Here is a 17,201-nt window from a genome sequence, read left to right as displayed (position 1 = left end):
TCGTGGAAACGTCGGATCTGTGATCTCATGTCGTGGTGATCACTCCCACTCCCCTCATGCGCCTGGTGGCCGGTGTGTGGGGGTTCAAGACCCTCGCGGCCGGCGTCGAGCTCGGCCTGTTCACCCGGTTGGCCGGTGGGCGGACGATGACAGTGGAGCAGGCCGCCGCCGAGTTCGGGCTGCCCGACCGACCCGCGGACCTGTTGCTGGCCGCCAGCGCCTCGCTCGGTCTGCTGGAGAAGGCCGGTGACGGTTACCGCAACTCGGAGTTGGCTGAGCAGTTCCTGGTCGAGGGTCGCCCGTACTACTTCGGCGCGCAGGTCCGCTACTCGGACCTGCGCACCTACCTGCCCTGGCACCGCATCGGTGAGGCGCTGCGGACGGATCGGCCGTTGACCTGGGACCCGGAGGCCCAACAGTCGATGTTCGACACCGCCGACCCGGAGATGCTGGCGCAGTTCTGGGACGCGATGTTCTCCACGTCCAGTTTCACCGCCAGCGCGTTGGCCGACGCCTACGACTTCTCCGCGCACCGCCGGCTGCTCGACGTCGGCGGCGGGGCCGGCGCGTTCCCGATCGAGTTCTGCCGGCGCCTGCCCGAGCTGCGGGCGACGGTCCTGGACCTGCCGCACGTCTGCGTCCGGGCCCGGGAGCGGATCGCGGAGGCCGGCCTGACCGGGCGGATCGAGGCGGTGGCCGGTGACTTCCTCGCCGACCCGGAGCTGCCGGGCGGGCACGACGTCATCCTGCTCAGCATGATCCTGCACGACTGGGACGAGCCGACGAACCGGGCGTTGCTGGCCCGGTGCCACGCGGCGTTGCCACCCGGCGGGGCGATCGTCGTCTGTGAACTGTTGCTCAACGACGAACGCACCGGGCCGCCCGAGGCGGCCCTGATGGGGATGAACATGCTGGTCGAGACCGAGGGCGGTCGGAACTACTCGGGCGCCGAGTACGCGGCCTGGCTCACCGACGCCGGGTTCGTCGACGTGCGGACGGTGCCGTTCGACGCCCCCGGGGCCAACGGCGCGGTGGTGGCCCGCCGGGCCTGACCGACGACGACACCCGGCCCCGGTGCGAACCGTGGGTCGGGTGTCGCGGCGCCTCACGGCGCTGGCGTCCGATCGGCTACCGGCACAGGTCAGGCGCGAGCCTTGGCCGGCTGCTTCATGAAGTCCAGGACCGCCTTGTTGATCTCGTCGGCGTGGGTCCACGGGATGCCGTGCGGTGCGCCCTTGAGCGTGATGAGCTGGGCGGTCGGCATCATCGGCCCGAGCCGCTGGCCGGTCACCGGGTAGGGCAGCACCCGGTCCTGGTCACCCTGCACGATCAGCACCGGAATGTTGATCTTCGGCAGGTCCGGGCGGAAGTCCTCCTGCCAGGCGTCCACACTGTCGTGGGTGGCCTTGCCGGAGGCCATCGCGCCGATCTGCCAGTGCGCCCGGTACGCCTCCTCGCTGACCCGCTTGCCCATGTTCTGGTCCGGGTTGAAGAACGCGTCGCAGAAGGACGTCAGGTAGGCGAAGCGGTCCTTGATGATGGCGTCCTGGAAACCCTTGAAGAGGCTCCGGTCGACGCCCTCCGGGTTGTCGCTCGCCTTGGCCAGCATCGGTTGCAGCGGGCTGATCAGCACGGCCCGGCTGACCCGTCGCGAACCATAGTTACCGAGGTAGCGGACCACCTCGCCGGTGCCCATCGAGTGACCGATCAGGGTCACCTCGTTCAGGTCAAGCTCGGTCATCAACACGTCCAGGTCCGCCGCGAACGTGTTGTAGTCGTACCCGAACGCCGGCTGGGCGGAGTTACCGTTACCGCGCCGATCGTAGGTGATCGTCCGGTATCCCGCGTTGAGCAGCGCGGTGGTCTCCTTCTCCCAGGTCGCACCGTTGAACGGGAAGCCGTGGATCAGCACCACCGGCTTACCGGAACCGTGATCCTCGTAGTACAGGTCGATGGGCGCGGAGTTTTCCGTCCCCACGGTAATGAAAGGCATGTTTTTCTCCTGCTCCGGTTTCGGGCTGTCGGACGCCCCGCGCTTTCCCGCCGGGTCGCCGGATATGCGGCCGTCAGATCGGCCCGAACGGCAGGCACAGAGGTTCCGTGACCCGCCCGTGCCGTCCTAACCTCGGGGGGTGAAACCTCCACCCCGGCTGCGCGCCGTCAGCGATCTGCACGTCGGGCACCCAGAGAACCGGGCGTTCGTGCAGGAGCTGCACCCGGACAACGACGGCGACTGGCTGCTCGTCGCCGGTGACGTGGCCGACCGGTTCGCCGACATCGAGTGGGCACTCGGGCTGCTCAGCAGCCGGTTCGCGCGCGTCGTCTGGGCCCCCGGCAACCACGAGTTGTGGACGCCACCCCGCGACCCGGTCACCCTGCGCGGCGAGGAGCGCTACCGCGAGCTGGTCCGGATGTGCCAACGGCTGGGGGTGGTCACCCCGGAGGACCCGTACCCGGTGTGGGACGGCGAGGGCGGCCCGGCCACCATCGCCCCTCTTTTCGTGCTCTACGACTACACGTTCCGGGTGCCGGAGGCGCGCACCCAGCAGGAGTCGCTGGCCCTGGCGTACGCGGCCGGGGTGGTGTGCACCGACGAAATGCTGCTGCACCCCGACCCGTACCCGAGCCGGGAGGCGTGGTGCGCGGCCCGGGTCACCGAGACCGAACGCCGGCTGGCCGAACGCGACCCGGCGCTACCGACGGTGCTGGTCAACCATTACCCGCTGGTCCGGGAACCCACCGACGTCCTGCGGTACCCGGTCTTCGCCCAGTGGTGCGGCACCGTCCACACCAGCGACTGGCACCTGCGCTTCGATGCGGCCACCGTGGTCTACGGGCACCTGCACATCCCCCGCACCACATTCCACGACGGGGTGCGCTTCGAGGAGGTCTCCCTCGGCTACCCCCGCGAGTGGCAGCCCCGGGGGCCGGTGCCCGACCCGGTCCGCACCATCCACCCGGCCGACGACAGGCGCCGACGCACGTCTACCAAAGGGTGAGGCCGACCACCGTGGCCAGTCGCGCCACACCGGCCGGCGCCGGCTGCGCGCGGGCAACATCGGCGATGAGGGTACGCGCCAACGGCCGGCACCGAACCTCAGCCGGCGCGATACTGCCCGCGTCGACAAGCGCGCGAGCAGCCCCGCGCACGTCACCAACCTGGAGGTACGCCGCCGTGAGGGGTTTCCTGCCTGTTGGCCGGAAACCCCTCACAGTGACGTAGGTCAGTTGGCTGACGTCACGCGATCGGTGACGTGCGGCTTCGCCGCAGGATCAGCGAGACGGCGCCGCCGAGGGTCACCATCGCGGTGCCGATGCCGAACAGCCACCACATCTGGGTCGTGTCCTCGCCGGTCACGGGAAGGATCGGGCTGGGGCTGACCGTCGGAGGCTGGGTCGGGCCATCCGTGGGAGGCGCAGTTGGCTGGGTCGGCGATGGCGTGGGCTGCGTCGGCGTCGGGGTCGGCGAGGGGCCAAGCGGACGCTCGCAGCGTGCCTCGGCGAGGATGACGGTACCGACGGGGATGTCCAGCAGTGGCCCGCCGACGACAGTGCCTGTCAAGCGTAGGGTCGCCTGCACGGCGATGGCGACAGCACCGTCTTCGGTCACGGTTTCGACGTTGGTCAGCGTCGCGTTCAACGCAGCGTCAACCAGGCCCGGGACCGTTACTGCTGCGCTTGCGCTGACGCCGGGGGTGTTCGGCACCAGGGTTACCGGCTCACCGAACAGTTCAAGCCCTGTGAAGGTGGTGTCCGCCGTTTGCGCGCCGGTCTGCGGGCAGTTGACCGCTGCGGTGATCACCTCGGCGTCGACTATGGGCGTGCCGAGGACGGCCAGAGCCAGGTCGGCGATCTCGGCGTCGGCCGATGATGCCGTCTCGCCCCGGGTGGCACTTACCTCGACCACTGTGCCCGAGGCCGTCACGCCCAGGGCGCCTGGGATGGTGATCGCCAAAGCAGTATCGGTGTCCGTGCCGCCGCCGGCGGGTGCGGTCGCGCTGCCGATGACCACGTCGGCCGTGATCACCGGAACGCTGGCCACGGCTGCGGACAGGTCTACCACAACGCCACGGGCGCTGGCGTCGCCGGGCGCGGCGAGGGCTGGGGCTGCGCTGGACAGCGCTACCGCACCGACGGCGATCGCCATCGCTCCGGTGGCAGAAATTCGCCGGGTTAGTCTCACGTTCTCGCCTCTACTCATTCACCCTTCCCGACGGTCGAGAAGGCAGCCCGACTTTATAGGTTATAGTTCGCGAATATGGATAACTCGGACAAGATGCGGGCTGCTCGCGTCAGCTCACGACCTTGCGCCACTTGCCCCTGCCTTTGATTTCCAAGTGACGTCGGGGGGACCGCCCGGGCGGGGCCGGCGCAGCGGACGGCCACCGCTCCTCGCCCGGCGGCCGCCCCACGCCCGCTCAGCTGGCGTACACCTCCAGTGTCGACAACTGCCCAGCCGGCCACCCCGTGTTGCCGGTGACGGTGATCCGCACGTAGCGCGCCTGGGCGGCGGTGAACGTCAGCGTCACCTGGTTGCCGGTGGCCGGGTCGAAGGTCCGCCCCGCCGATCCGACAAGCGTGCCGAAGCTCCCCCCGTCGGTGCTGCCCTGCACGGAGAGGGTCTGCGTGCGGCTGCCCCACGCCGATGACGGCGGCAGCTTCAGCACCACCCGCCCGACCGTGCGCGAGGAACCCAGATCGACCTGAACCCACTGCGGGAACGCGCTGTTGGCACTCTCCCAGTAGCTGTTCGCGTCACCGTCCACGACGTTGCCCGACCCGTAGCTCTGCACATGGCTGCTCTCCGACGTCGGTCGACCCCGGGCGAGGTCCGCGTTGGCGGCGGCGTCGGTGGTGGCGGTGACCGCGTTGGACGCCGTCGAGGTGTTGCCGGCGGCGTCGCGGGCGGTGACAGTGAAGGTGTACGCAGTGGACGGGCTGAGCCCGTTCACTGTCGCCGTGGTGCCGGTGACGGTGGCGACGACGGTGCCACCCTGGCGTACCTGGTAACCGGTCACCCCGGTGTCGTCGGTGGCGGCCGTCCAGGACAGCGACACGCTCGTCGACGTCTTGCCGGTCACCGTCAGGCCGCTCGGCGCGGTCGGCGGGTTGTCCGGGACGGTGCTGCCGGCGTACACCTCCACCTGGGCGAGTTGGGCGGCCGGCCAGCCGGTGTTGGCGCCGATGCTGAGGCGGACGTAGCGGGCCGTTGTGGTCGTCAGCGTGCGGGTGACGGTGTTGCCGGTGGCCGGGTCGAAGGCGAACGCGGAGGCCCCGGCGATGGTGGCGAAGGAGCTGCCGTCGACGCTGCCCTGCACGGTGATGGTCTGGGTGCGCGCGCCCCAGCCGGTGGGCAGCCGCAGCACGAGTTTGTTGACCTGGTGGCTGGCGCCGAGGTCGACCTGCCACCACTGGGGGAACGCGCCGTTGGCGCTCTCCCAGTAGCTGCCGACGTTCGAGTCCACCGCGTTACCGGACGGGAGGCCGCCGCCCTGGCTGCTGGCCGATGTGGGTCTGCCGGCGGCCAGGTTACCGCCGGTCGGGGGCGGGGTGCCGACCATCGGCGGTGTCGGGCGTACGGCGGTGAGGGCGAGCTGCCCCTTGAGCATCCGACCGCCGTCGGCGGTGATCCGCAGGTAGTAGTCGGAGGAGCAGGCCACGCCGTCCTCGTCCAGGGCGCGGATGTTCGCGCCGGCCGGGGTGGTGGCCTGGGTCTCGGACGTCTTGGCGATCTGGTTGCCCTCGTTGTACTCGTCGTACATGGACACGTACAGGCCCTGGGAGCCGAGCCGGACCATGTTGTAGATGTGCCGCCAGTAGAAGTCGCCGTGCTTGCGGTGCCCACCGGCGAGGTCGCCGGGCATCACGCAGGGCAGGTAGTCGATACCACGCGCCGCGCAGTCGGCCATGTCGCCGACGTTGACGTTGTTGTAGTAGGAGTCCAGCTCCTCCACGGTCCTGGCCCGGTAGACCATCCACGGTGAGATCGCGTTGAACGCGTGGTAGACGTCGAGGAAGCCGGGGCGGGAGTCCTCGATGCCCTGCCGCCACCAGGTGGGCACGCCGCCGATGACGTAGCAGCCCTGCGCCTTGAACCAGTTGATGACCTCCAGGCAGGGCCCGGGGGTGAAGGGCCGGCTGGGTTCGCTGAACCCGAAGCCCCAGATGCAGACGACCGGTTTGCCGTTCTGCCGGGCGTACGCCGAGGACGCGGTGTGCGCGGCCATCTTCGTCGTCCAGTCGGTCTTGATCTCCGACTGGAAGCTCAACCAGTCGGTGACGTCGTACATGATGTAGAACTTGCGGCTGTATCGCTCGGCCGCGGAGCGCACCTTCTGGGCCATCGCGTCGCGGGTCGGGCCCTCGTCGCCCATCGGGTTGAACCGTTGCAGCGCGGCGGTGTCGCAGCCATACTCCTGCATCCACCGGAAGTGGGTGTCCACGGTCTGCTGGTCGTACGAGGAGAAGAGGGTGGCCGGCTGGCCGTTGCCCAGGTTGGGGTACGCGGTGGGGTAGCTGCGGGTGTACTCGCGCATGTCCGGCCAGGACACGATTGTGGTGTTGGCGGGTGAGGGCGGCTGGAACCGGTCGCGGCTCCAGTGCCACCACCCGCCGATCGGCGCACCGTCGCCGGGGGCGCTGAACCAGCCCTGGTAGCCGACCGTCACCTTGCCGACCACGTCCCCGGGGGGACTGGCGGCCTGTGCGGGGCTGGCCAGTGTGGTGAGCAGCTCGGTGGTGGAGGCGGTGGCGAGGGCGGACCCGGCCAGTACCGATGTGACGAACCTGCGGCGGGACACCGCCATGATGACCACTCCTTCGGGACGGAAGGCATTGACGGACATCGTGGCAGCAGTCGATGCTGACCCGCAAGAGTTAGACTGATCGATGAAATTCCCGATCAGTCGACGGGAATTATGCGGTTGGTCAAGAGTGGCTGAGCGCCCACACCGGGGACAGGTTCGGGCTGCCGGCCTGGCGGCGACGGACGTCGCGCACCGTCATCCGCACGCCCTCGGTGAAGCCGACCTTGGGATACCACCCGAGCAGCTCGCGCGCCTTCCTGGTGTCCAGCGCCATGTTGCGCACCTCGTCCGGCCAGGGCAGCGGCTCGTAGCGGGCCGCGTCGCCGACGCCGGACGCCTCCCGGACCGTGTCGTACACCTCGTTGACGCTCGTCTGTCGACCCGAGGCGATGTTGACCGTCCCCACCCCGTTGTGGTGACAGGCGACCGCTATCGCCTCGGCCACATCACTGACGTAGATGAAATCCCGGGTCTGCGTACCGTCGCCGTAGATGACCGCCTGCCGGCCTCCGAGGAGCGCATCGGCCATCACTGACACCACGCCGCAGTCGCTGCCCTCCTGCCGGGGCCCGTAGACATTCCCCAACACCATCGAGGTGTACGACAGGCCGTGCTGACGCCCGTACCAGTCGAGGTAGTGCACGCCCACGGCCTTGCTGACGCCGTACGGGCTGACCGGCGCGATCGGATGCTCCTCGCGGACCGGCAACTCGTGGGCGGCGACGCCGCCGAAGATGTCGCTGCTGGCCGCGTTGATGAACAGTCGTACGCCGCCGCGGGCGCAGGCGTCCAGCACGTTCACGGTGCCGAACACGTTCACGTCGGCGTCGTACAGCGGTGACCGACTGGCTGCCGGAACGCTCGACTGTGCGGCGAGGTGCACCACCACGTCCGGCTGCCACTGGTGGATGACCTCGACACCCTCCTGCGTACGGATGTCGCCCGAGACGACGTCCGCCTCGGTCAACCCGCCGTACGCGGCGTCGGCCAGGTTCTCGAGCCGGCTGGTGGAGAAGTTGTCGAGCACCCGGACCTGGCTGCCCATCAGCATCAGCCGGGCGACCACGTGACTGCCGATGAAGCCGGCACCTCCGGTCACCAGAATGCGCCGGGGCGTCAGGTCCGTCGGCGGGTCGGCACCGACGGCGGAAACGGGCAGGTCCATCTGGAACTCCTCGCAACGACGGTACGGTCGGCCCGCTGCGGCAACCGGACGGCCGGTCACGACGGTAACCCGACCAACAGCCACCAAGCAGACAATTAGCCCAACGCTTGGTGTAGATATGCGAGATTTGCGGCGGGAAGCTCTGTATCTGGCTGTTCATCACCATCCGACCCTTGTCGCTAGTAATTTCTTCCGGAGGTGGCCACCGGCATGCCCGGGGCCATTCGACGAGGAGGGGAGGACGGCCCGTTGAGAGAGACTCTGGGCCCGCCACCGCAACGACCGGGCGGTGTCGAGATGGGCGCTCCGCTGTTGTCGGTGCTGTTGGTCAGCTGGAACACCTGCGAGCAGACCCGGCAGTGCCTGGAGTCGCTGGCGTCGACCGCCGACCCCGACCTGGACTACGAGGTGGTGGCCGTCGACAACGGCTCGTCCGACGGCTCAGCCGACCTGCTCGCCAAGCAACCCCGGGTCCGACTGATCCGCAACAACCACAACAACGGTTTCGCCGCCGCCGTGAACCAGGCGTACCGCCGGGCTAACGGGCAGCTGATCCTGCTGCTCACCAGCGACATCCGGCTCCACCCGGGCGCGCTGTCCCGGATGGTCGACCATCTGCGCGAGCGGCCGGACGTCGCAGGGGTCAGCCCGCTGCACCTCAGCCCGGACGGCACCGTCCAGCAGCACTACGTCCAACAGCCCAGCTTCGCCGCCACCATCGCGCTGGTGACCGCGCTGCGCCGACTGCCCGGGTTCCGCCAGGCGCTGCACCGGTTCCAACTGCGGGGCGAGGACTTCACCCGTCCCCGGCGACTCGCCTCGGGCAGCTGCCTGCTGCTGCGCCGCAAGGTGCTCGGGCAGCAGACCATCCTCGACGAGACGTTCCCCCTCTACTGGAACGACGTGATCCTCGCGCGGCAGCTCGACCAGGCCGGTCACGAGATGTGGATGCTTCCCGACGCGGTGGTGACGCACAGCCGTGGCGCGTCCACTCGGCTGCTCGGGCCGACCATCCGCTTTCGACACCTGCTGGGCAGCCTGGTCGGATATCTGCGGATGACCCAGCCCCGGTACCGGTTGCCGGTGTTCCGGGCCGCGCTGCTCGCCGACCACCTGGTCAAGCGACTCCTCGGTCGACCCGTACAGCTGGGCCTGGGTGACCTGCTCGCCGCGCTGCGCGGCGACGTCGGCCCGCTGCCCGACCGCCCGGTGCTCGGTCGGCCGGGCGAGGACGAGGTGCTGCCCGCCGGAGCGCCACGGCCGATGGAGCGGTCGAGCCGTGGCTGAGCACACCACCCCGCAACGGCTGGACGGCACGGGGCGTCCCTCCGCGTTCCCTGTGGGAGGGGCCGCGATGCGGGCGCCGATCGTCGGGCCCGGGGTGCTGCTCGCCGGCGTCGGGCTGGGCGGAGTGGTGACAGTGACCACCCTGCTGCCCGAGCCGGTCGGCCTGGCCGCCGCCATCGGAGTGCTGTGCACTGGTGCGTTCCTGCTCAGGCCCTGGGCCGTACGCCGCGGTGAGCGCGACCGCGACCACAGATTCTTCACGACCGACGACGGTGCCGGAGCCACCATCGGCTCCGGCACCGTCGGTACGCCCGGTCCCGTTACGGGGTCGGATACTGGGTCAGGTAGACCGGAGCGCCGACCTTGGTCATGTCGGCCGCCTCGCCGACACCGTTGACCACGTGGTCGATCGTGCCGGCGCTGAGGTTGACGGTCATGATGTGGTGCAGCCGCACCCCCGGCCGGTTCGGGGCCTCGAAGCCGTTCTCGGTGTGGATCGACGGGTTGTTCTGGTTGAAGACGTACACCCCGCCGCCGTACAGGGTGTGGTGACGCACCCGGTCACCGACCTTGTACCCGGCCCAGCCCTCGACCGGGCCGTTCATCCAGTCGGCCTGCGTCGGCGGGTCGTACGGCAGCTCGTTCTGGTAGAGGATCGTGGTGCCGTGCTCGCCGTTCCAGACCGTGTTGTAGCGCTGGAAGTGCTCGACGAACAGGCCGGTCGCGGTGACGTGGTCGCCGTTGATGACGGCGCCGTAGCGACCGGTGTTGGTCCGCCAGCGGTCGGTGTCACCGTTGACGCCCTCGGTGAAGCCCTCGACGCCGTGATCACCGCGCCACACCCAGGTGTGGTCGATGAGCACGTTGTCGCTGTTGACCTCCAGCGCGGTGTTGGTCCGTCCGATGTGCGGGCCGCCGACCCGGAAGTACACGTCGGAGAGCGTTGTCGGGTTGTGCGGGCTGCTCGCGTTGTGGCCGTGCTGGCGTCCGACCCGCAGCAGTACCGGCGATTCGACGGTGCCGGCGTCGATAGTGACACCGGCGACGATCACCCCGGGCACACCGGCCACGTCCAGCGGGATGGAGCCGTTCACGGCGGTGAGCGTGGCGTGCCCGATCCCGAGCACGACGGTGTTCGGGCGCCGGACCTCGATGCTGCGGGCGATGTCGTAGGTGCCGGGGGTGAGCAGCAGGTGCTTGCCGCGCGTCAACTGGCTGTTGATGACGTGGACCGAGTCCGACGGCTTGGCGATGAAGAAGTCACCGATCCCGATGGTCCGCCCCGGCGTGATGCCGTCGGCCCAGGAGACGCCCCGGCTGTCGCGCTGCGCGGCGGGCACCCGTACCTGGTAGCGACCCTTGCCGTCGACGAAGAGGTAGGGCTTCTCCCGGCTGATCGGGGTGGTCTGCAGTGTGGTGTACGGCGGGTCGGGGAAGGTCGCGTTGTCCGGCGCGCCCTCGACTCCCGCGAACACCTGGTTCCACACCGCGTTGGACCAGCTGCCGACCTCGCTGTTGCGGGTCAGCCACTGCTGCTGGGAGCCGTTGGTGGTGGCCGGCAGCCGCGAGTCGGCGATGAAGCCGCCGCTGGCGTACTGCGGGCCGGCGGTGCAGTAATCCATCAGCGACAGACCACCGCCGCCGATGTTCAGCCGGCGCATCGACACCGCCTGCGAGACCGCCCAGAAGTTCGCCGTCGACCGGCAGTCGTCCTGGCCGGCCGCGTTGATGGTGAGCGAGAGGTTGGACAGGGTGCGCCAGAAGTTCACGAGCGCGAGGCAGTTGCCGTTGCCGCCGTCGGCGAGGCAACGGTTGTAGACCTCCAGCTTGCCGTTGACCGAAACGTCGGTGGGCGAGGCGCCCAGGCCGGACACCTCGGTGTAGTAGCCGACCTTGGCCTGCAACGGCTGCGCGGCGGTGCCGTAGGTGCCCGGCTTGAACAGGTAGGCGTGCCGCTCGGTGCCCATCTCGTTGTCGACCTGCCGGGCGTGCGCGGCGTCGAGGGTCTGCTGTATCTCGGCGACCGGCATGGACGGGTCGAAGATCGTCACGTTCGGGCCGAAGTCGGGCGCGCCGTGGGTCGGGCGACCGGCAGTGGCGGCGGTGCTGGTCATGGTGATCGCGGCGGTCACCAGCAGAGCAAGGGTGAGGGTACGTCGGGACGGGCTTGTCATGTGTTTCGTCCTCTCCGCTGGCCGGACCGTTTCGTCCGACGCAGCTGGGGCGGCGTGAGAGCGCTCTCCGATCCCTGCGGCCGAAGGTGGGGTCGCGCCGAAGGGGTCGACATGTTTCTACCCGGTGAATCGGCCGCGCGCCATGGCACGGGCGGCGAACCTCGGGTCGGCCGGGCGAGAATGGACGTGAAGCGGGAGGCACCGATGCGGATCGACTCACTGCCCCACCTGGACGAACACGCCACACTCGTCGCAGCGACGCCCGACCAGGTCTGGCCGCACCTCGCCGACATCGTCGAAGCGACGTTCTCGCGGCCCGGCATGACCGGGTACGCCCGACTGGTGGGTGCCGCCGACCCCGTCACGTCCGGGCCCCGACCTCTCACCGAGGGCTCGACATTCCCCGGATTCCACGTCGCCACCGCGACCGTCGGCCAGGAACTGGCCCTGCGTGGCAGCCATCGGTTCTCGGCGTACGCGCTGATCTTCCGCCTCGACGCCGACGGTCCCGCCCGGTCACGGCTGCGCGCCGAGACGCGAGCCGCCTTTCCCGGCCTGGCCGGCGGCCTCTACCGACACCTGCTTCTCAGATCGGGCGGCCACGTCATCGGCGTGCGGCGCATGCTCGCCGCGGTCCGCCGCCGATCCGAACAGGGACCCGTCCGCTGACGAGACGCGCTCACTCGTTCTCCCCGGCTGGCGGGGCTAGGCTTCCGGCCCGTCCTCGGTAAGGAACTCGTCGATCATCGGGGCCAGCCAGTCGGCGCGCTGCGGGATCGTGGTGTGCGTGGTGCCGGGCAGGATGGCCAGCCGGCAGGCCGGCAGGCCGGTCAGGTCGCCGGGCACCGCGCCGCCGAGCAGCCGGAACATCCGCACCGCGTGTTCGGGTTGGACGATGTCCGCGTCGGCCAGCACGATCATGGTGGGCGCGGCCAGCGAGCGGATCTGTTCGGGCGTCCAGCGCGGCAGTTTCGCGTCGAGGACCTTCATCTTGGTGACCAGAGTGGCCCAACCCGCCGGGTCCGGCGCGGTCCGCAGGTACTCCTCGTGGAACTCCGAACCGTGCAGGTGCTCCGGTTGCAGGTCCTGGATCCCGTCGAGCAGCCCGGGGTGCAGGCCGTCCTCGTCGAAGCTCACCGAGGCGAGCACCAGCCGGCCCACCCGGTCAGCGTGGTGGGTGCCGAGGCGCAGCGCGACCGCCGCGCCCATGCTCCAGCCGTACACGTCCGCCCGCCCGACGCCCAACCGGTCGAGCAACTCGACCACGTCGGCGGCGAAGTGCTCCACGGCTAGTGGGCGGTCCACGTCAGGTGTGCGCCCGTGGGCCTGCAACTCCACGGCGATCACCCGCCGGTTCTTCGCCAGCCACGGCAGGATCGTGCCGAACGACGTACCGATGCCGGAGAGCGCGCCGTGGATCAGCACCAGCGGGCGACCCTCACCATTGCCGTGCGTCTCGTGGTAGATGTCCATGCCCACACGGTGCGCCAGCGCGCTTACGGTCCGCTTCAGGTCGCCTTACCGGCGTCAGGGCCTAAGATGACCGCCGTGCAGTTCGGGGTGCTCGGGCCGCTCGCCGTGACCACGGACGCCGGCGAGCCGGTGGTGGTGCCCGGCACCAAGGTACGCGCGCTGCTGGCCGACCTGCTGACCAACCGCAACCAGGTGGTCTCGGCGGACCGCCTCATCGACGACCTGTGGGGTGACGACTCCCCCGCCAACCCCGCGGGCGCACTCCAGGTGCGGGTGTCGCAGCTGCGCAAGGCGCTCAACGACGCCGAGCCGGGCGCCCGCGAGCTGATCGAGTCACGGCCGCCCGGCTACCTGCTGCGGGCCGACAGCGTCGACGCGGACCGCTTCGTCGAGCTGACCCGCAGCACCGACGCCGACCGGCTCACCGCGGCTCTCGCACTGTGGCGCGGTGACGCGTACGCCGACCTGGCCGACGCCGAGTTCGTCCGCGCCGAGGCGACCCGCCTGGCCGAGCAGCGCCTCGCCGCGCACGAACGGCTGGCCGAGGCGCGGGTGGCCCGGGGTGAGCACGACCTGGTCGCCGCCGACCTGGCCGAGCTGGTCGCCCGGCACCCCCTGCGGGAGGGTCTGCGGGCGGTGCAGCTGCGCGCACTGTACGCGGCCGGCCGCCAGTCGGAGGCGTTGGACAGCTACGCCGACCTGCGCGACCGGCTCGCGGAGGAGTTGGGCCTCGACCCCGGCCCCGAACTGGTCGCGCTGCACCGCAGGATCCTCGAACAGGACGCCGGGCTGAGCGCGCCGCCGAAGGCCGCGATCATCCGCAACAGTCTGCCGGCCCAGCTCGACGAGCTGGTCGGGCGGGCCGAGGCGGTGACCGAACTGCGCGGGCTGCTGCCTCGGCAACGCCTGGTGACGCTGGTCGGGCCGGGCGGTGTCGGCAAGACCCGGCTGGCCACCGAGGCGGCCCGGACCCGGTCCTGCCCGGACGGCGTCCACCTGGTGGAGCTGGCTCCCCTGCCGGCCGGCGACCCGCGCATCGCCGAGCAGGTCCTCGGCGTGCTGGACGTCCGGGAGGCCGCCGGCACGACCCTGTCCGCGACCGACCGCCTCGTCGCCGCCCTCCGGCACCGGCACCTGCTGCTCGTGCTGGACAACTGCGAACACGTCGTCGAGGCGGTGGCCGCGCTGGTCGCCCGGCTGCTGCGCGACGCGCCCGAGGTGAGCGTCCTCGCCACCAGCCGGGAGCCGCTCGGCCTGACCGGAGAGCTGCTCTGGGAGGTACCCCCGCTGTCGATGCCCGAGGACGGTGACCTGGACGCGGTCCGGCGCTCGGCGGCGGCGCGCTTGTTCGCCGCCCGCGCCGCCGCGCAGCAGCGTGGCTTCCGGCTGGACGAACGGACCGCGCCGGCGGTGGCCCAGCTCTGCCGTCGCCTCGACGGTCTCCCGCTGGCGCTGGAGCTGGCCGCGACGCGGGTCCGCGCGCTCGGGGTGCGGGGTGTGGTGGACCGGCTGGACGACCGGTTCCGGCTGCTCACCACCGCCCAGCGGGACGTGCCGCCACGGCAGCGGACGTTGACCGCGGTGATCGCCTGGAGTTGGGATCTGCTGGACGAACCCGACCGGACGGTGCTCGCCCGGCTGGCGGTGTTCCCGGACGGCTGCACCCCGGAGGCCGCCGAGCGGGTCTGCCAGACCGACCTGGACGCCCTCGCCCGGCTGGTGGACAGGTCACTTGTGGTGTTGGACGACACCGGGGCGGGCCCCCGCTACCGGCTGCTCGAATCGGTCGCCGCGTTCTGCCTGGACCAGCTGATTGACGTCGACGACGTGCGGGCACGGCACGCCACCTACTACACCGAGTTGGCCGAGCAGGCCGACCCTGAGCTGCGCGGCGCCGACCAGCAGCGGTGGCTGGCGCTGCTGGACGCGGAGACGGCGAACCTGCGCGCCGCGCTGGTGCACGGCGGCGGACTGCGGTTGGCCGTCGCGCTCAGCTGGTACTGGTATCTGCGGGGCCGGCTCACCGAGGCACGGCGCGCTCTCGCCCTGCCCGGTGACGCCGCGCAGGAGGCTCGCGCCGCGGCGTGGCGGGTCGGTTTCGCGCTGGTGCAGGGCGACACGGCCGCGCCGGCCGACGTGCGCGCGGCAGTGGCCGCCGACCCGGACGGCCGCGGCGCCTGGTTCGCGGCGAACGCGCTGATCGACCACAGCGACCTGACCCTCTCGGCGGAGCTGCTGCCCGTCGCCGCCGATCCGTGGACCGAGGCCGCGGTGCTCGCCTCCCGAGCCAAAATCGCGCACGTGGCGGGTGACCAGGCGACGCTGGAACGCGTTGCGACGCGCAGCGCCGCGCTGTTCGCGCAGGTCGGTGACCGGTGGGGCCGGCTCCAGGCCGCCGAGTGGACCGGTGGGCTGGCCGAGCTGCGCGGCGAGCACGAACGCGCCGCCGACCTGCACCGGGAGGGGTTGCGCTGGGCCGAGGAGCTGGGTCTGTGGCAGCAGGTCGGCACCGAGCTGTCCTGGTTGGCGTGGCTGGCGGTGCAGACCCGTGACTACCCGCAGGCCCGGGAGCTGGCCGAACGCGCGTACCGGCTGGCGCAGGAGCAGGACTCCCCCAGCGCGCTGGTCTTCGCCGAGATGAGCCTCGGGCTGGCTGCCCGCCGCGACGGCAAGCTCGACCTGGCCGTCACCCACCTGACCCGCCTCGCCGAGCGGGGGCGTGCCGAGGCCCAGCCGGCGCTCTACCTGCCGCCGGTCCTGGTCGAGCTGGGCCACGCGGTCGAGCAGGGCGGTGACCCGGACGGCGCGCTGGCTCTGCACGTCGAGGCGTTCGAGGTCGCCGAGGCGATGGCCGCACCCCGCGACGCGATCTACGCCTTGGAGGGAATGGCGTCGGCGGTGCGCGTACCGGAGGTCGCGGCCCGGCTGCTCGGCGCGGCGGCCGCCGCCCGGCTCGCCACGCGGGCGCCGTCCTCCCCTGCCGAACGCGACGAGACCGACCGGGTGACCGAGCGGGTGCGGGGCGCCCTCGGGCGGGACCGGTTCGACGCGCTGGTCGGCGAGGGCGCGAAGCTGAGCCCGGGCGAGGCCCGGGCCCAGCTCTGATCGACAGGTCAGGCGATCGTCTTCGGCCGGTACGAGGCGACGATCACGCCGCTCTTGTGCACCCGGGTGTCGACCAGGTCGAACGACGCCTTGAAGTCCGTCAGCGGCACCGTCAGGCTGGCCGTGCCCTCCAGCACGGGGTGGATCCACAACCGGACCTCGTCCACCAGGCCCGCCCGGATCAGCTGCGCGGTGACCGAACCGAAGCCGTACTGGATGATGTTCTTGCCCTCCTGGGCCTTGAGCGCGGTGACCGCCTCGACCAGGTCGCCCTGGAGCACCTCCGTGTTGTTCCAGGTGGGGTTGGTGAGGGTGGTCGAGGCGACGTACTTCCTGACGTTGTTGAAGTACGCCGCGCCGGTCGTCGGGTCGCTCTCGTCCTGCTGTGGCCAGGCGACGGACATGCCGTCGTAGGTGGCCCGGCCCATCAGCATCGCGTCCGCCTCGTCGGTCTGCGCCCCGGCGAGGCTCATCGCCTCCTCGTCGAAGTACGGCCCGGTCCACATCGGGTTCTCGATGACGCCGTCGAGGGTGATGTAGGTCGAGTTGATGAGCTTGCGCATCGGAATCTCCTGGGTGTCTGTCGTGTGCTCCGGTGACACCCAGAACTCTGCCGAGCCCCGCTTACGATTCGCTTCAGGTGCCCTTGCGAGGCTCCGGAAGCGGGTCGGTCAGCGGAATCGGCAACGCCTGCGTGGCCACCGTGCCGCCGCCGGTGGAGTGCTCTGGCGCGGGGCGGGCACCGACGCGGCTGTGCAGCCGCCCGCGCCCGGCCGGACCGGCCCGCCGGGTCACCTCGACGGTCACCATCCGCACCGGCGGTGGCGGCGCGGTGAAACGCCCGACGCCCCACCGCACCCAGATCGGGATCCGGCCGGCGTCCGCCTCCGCGCGCAGCTTCTGCACCGTACGCGCCCGGTCGGTGTGGTCGACCTCCACCACGACGGGCGGACCGTCGGGACGGGCACACGCCACGTCGAGCACCGAGTGCCGCTGCTCCAGCGGCGGCGGCAACGGCAACACGCTTGGCGCGCGCCGGTAGACCCGCCAGCCCTGGGCCTCGGCCCACCGCACCACCGCGTCGATCACCCGCGCGGTGACCTCGTCGGTGTCCAGGTCGACGAAGGTCACCTCGGCAAGCCAGCGGCCCAGGTCCGCGGCCAACCGCTCGCCCTGCGCCGTGACCTCCAC

Annotated in this window: 13 protein-coding genes; 5 read left to right on the top strand and 8 right to left on the bottom strand. The window is 70.9% G+C overall.

Annotated features, from left to right (window positions below; all coding sequences use genetic code 11):
- Window positions 1–35: 35 nt before the first annotated feature.
- Window positions 36–1,052, top strand: a complete 1,017-nt coding sequence (locus ABZU74_RS16365; RefSeq protein WP_355423933.1) for a methyltransferase — start codon at window positions 36–38, stop codon at window positions 1,050–1,052.
- An 89-nt stretch (window positions 1,053–1,141) separates the two neighbouring features.
- On the opposite strand, the gene ABZU74_RS16360 is transcribed toward ABZU74_RS16365, so the two are convergent.
- The gene (locus ABZU74_RS16360) at window positions 1,142–1,993 is read right to left on the bottom strand and encodes an alpha/beta hydrolase (protein WP_355423930.1); all 852 of its coding nucleotides are present in this window, start codon (window positions 1,991–1,993) and stop codon (window positions 1,142–1,144) included.
- 139 nt (window positions 1,994–2,132) lie between these two features.
- On the opposite strand from ABZU74_RS16360, the gene ABZU74_RS16355 reads away from it, so the two are divergent.
- Window positions 2,133–2,999 (top strand): metallophosphoesterase, encoded by an 867-nt coding sequence (locus ABZU74_RS16355; protein ID WP_355423927.1) that lies wholly within the window; start codon window positions 2,133–2,135, stop codon window positions 2,997–2,999.
- 239 nt (window positions 3,000–3,238) lie between these two features.
- On the opposite strand, the gene ABZU74_RS16350 is transcribed toward ABZU74_RS16355, so the two are convergent.
- From ABZU74_RS16350 to ABZU74_RS16340, 3 genes are all read right to left on the bottom strand, one after another.
- Window positions 3,239–4,201 carry a hypothetical protein gene (locus tag ABZU74_RS16350; RefSeq protein WP_355423924.1) on the bottom strand — a complete coding sequence of 321 codons (963 nt, stop codon included), beginning with the start codon at window positions 4,199–4,201 and terminating at the stop codon, window positions 3,239–3,241.
- A gap of 217 nt (window positions 4,202–4,418) precedes the next feature.
- On the bottom strand, window positions 4,419–6,806 hold the full coding sequence (locus tag ABZU74_RS16345) for a discoidin domain-containing protein (protein WP_355423920.1): 2,388 nt from the start codon (window positions 6,804–6,806) through the stop codon (window positions 4,419–4,421).
- 121 nt (window positions 6,807–6,927) lie between these two features.
- Window positions 6,928–7,971 carry a GDP-mannose 4,6-dehydratase gene (locus tag ABZU74_RS16340; RefSeq protein ID WP_355423917.1) on the bottom strand — a complete coding sequence of 348 codons (1,044 nt, stop codon included), beginning with the start codon at window positions 7,969–7,971 and terminating at the stop codon, window positions 6,928–6,930.
- Window positions 7,972–8,220: 249 nt separating this feature from the next.
- Between ABZU74_RS16340 and ABZU74_RS16335 the strand changes: the two genes are divergently transcribed.
- Window positions 8,221–9,258: a glycosyltransferase family 2 protein gene (locus ABZU74_RS16335; protein WP_355423914.1), complete on the top strand. Its 1,038-nt coding sequence runs from the start codon at window positions 8,221–8,223 to the stop codon at window positions 9,256–9,258.
- 320 nt (window positions 9,259–9,578) lie between these two features.
- On the opposite strand, the gene ABZU74_RS16330 is transcribed toward ABZU74_RS16335, so the two are convergent.
- Window positions 9,579–11,432 (bottom strand): adenylyl cyclase, encoded by a 1,854-nt coding sequence (locus ABZU74_RS16330; protein ID WP_355423912.1) that lies wholly within the window; start codon window positions 11,430–11,432, stop codon window positions 9,579–9,581.
- Window positions 11,433–11,636: 204 nt separating this feature from the next.
- Between ABZU74_RS16330 and ABZU74_RS16325 the strand changes: the two genes are divergently transcribed.
- Entirely contained in the window at window positions 11,637–12,101 is a 465-nt protein-coding gene (locus ABZU74_RS16325) for a hypothetical protein (RefSeq protein ID WP_355423910.1), read from the top strand.
- 36 nt (window positions 12,102–12,137) lie between these two features.
- On the opposite strand, the gene ABZU74_RS16320 is transcribed toward ABZU74_RS16325, so the two are convergent.
- Window positions 12,138–12,905 (bottom strand): alpha/beta hydrolase, encoded by a 768-nt coding sequence (locus ABZU74_RS16320; RefSeq protein ID WP_355423907.1) that lies wholly within the window; start codon window positions 12,903–12,905, stop codon window positions 12,138–12,140.
- 66 nt (window positions 12,906–12,971) lie between these two features.
- Between ABZU74_RS16320 and ABZU74_RS16315 the strand changes: the two genes are divergently transcribed.
- A complete protein-coding gene (locus ABZU74_RS16315) occupies window positions 12,972–16,010 on the top strand; it encodes a BTAD domain-containing putative transcriptional regulator (RefSeq protein WP_355423904.1) in 3,039 nt (1,012 codons plus the stop codon).
- 8 nt (window positions 16,011–16,018) lie between these two features.
- On the opposite strand, the gene ABZU74_RS16310 is transcribed toward ABZU74_RS16315, so the two are convergent.
- Both ABZU74_RS16310 and ABZU74_RS16305 read right to left on the bottom strand, forming a co-directional pair.
- Window positions 16,019–16,573 carry a dihydrofolate reductase family protein gene (locus ABZU74_RS16310; protein ID WP_355423901.1) on the bottom strand — a complete coding sequence of 185 codons (555 nt, stop codon included), beginning with the start codon at window positions 16,571–16,573 and terminating at the stop codon, window positions 16,019–16,021.
- Between the two features lie 73 nt (window positions 16,574–16,646).
- Window positions 16,647–17,201 carry a hypothetical protein gene (locus tag ABZU74_RS16305; protein ID WP_355423898.1) on the bottom strand — a complete coding sequence of 185 codons (555 nt, stop codon included), beginning with the start codon at window positions 17,199–17,201 and terminating at the stop codon, window positions 16,647–16,649.

It is taken from the genome of Micromonospora sp. NPDC005171, from assembly GCF_040608575.1.
In the GTDB taxonomy this organism is placed as follows: domain Bacteria; phylum Actinomycetota; class Actinomycetes; order Mycobacteriales; family Micromonosporaceae; genus Micromonospora.
The sequence above is the reverse complement of the archived record's forward strand: the minus strand, read 5'-3'. Positions and strand labels throughout refer to the sequence as shown.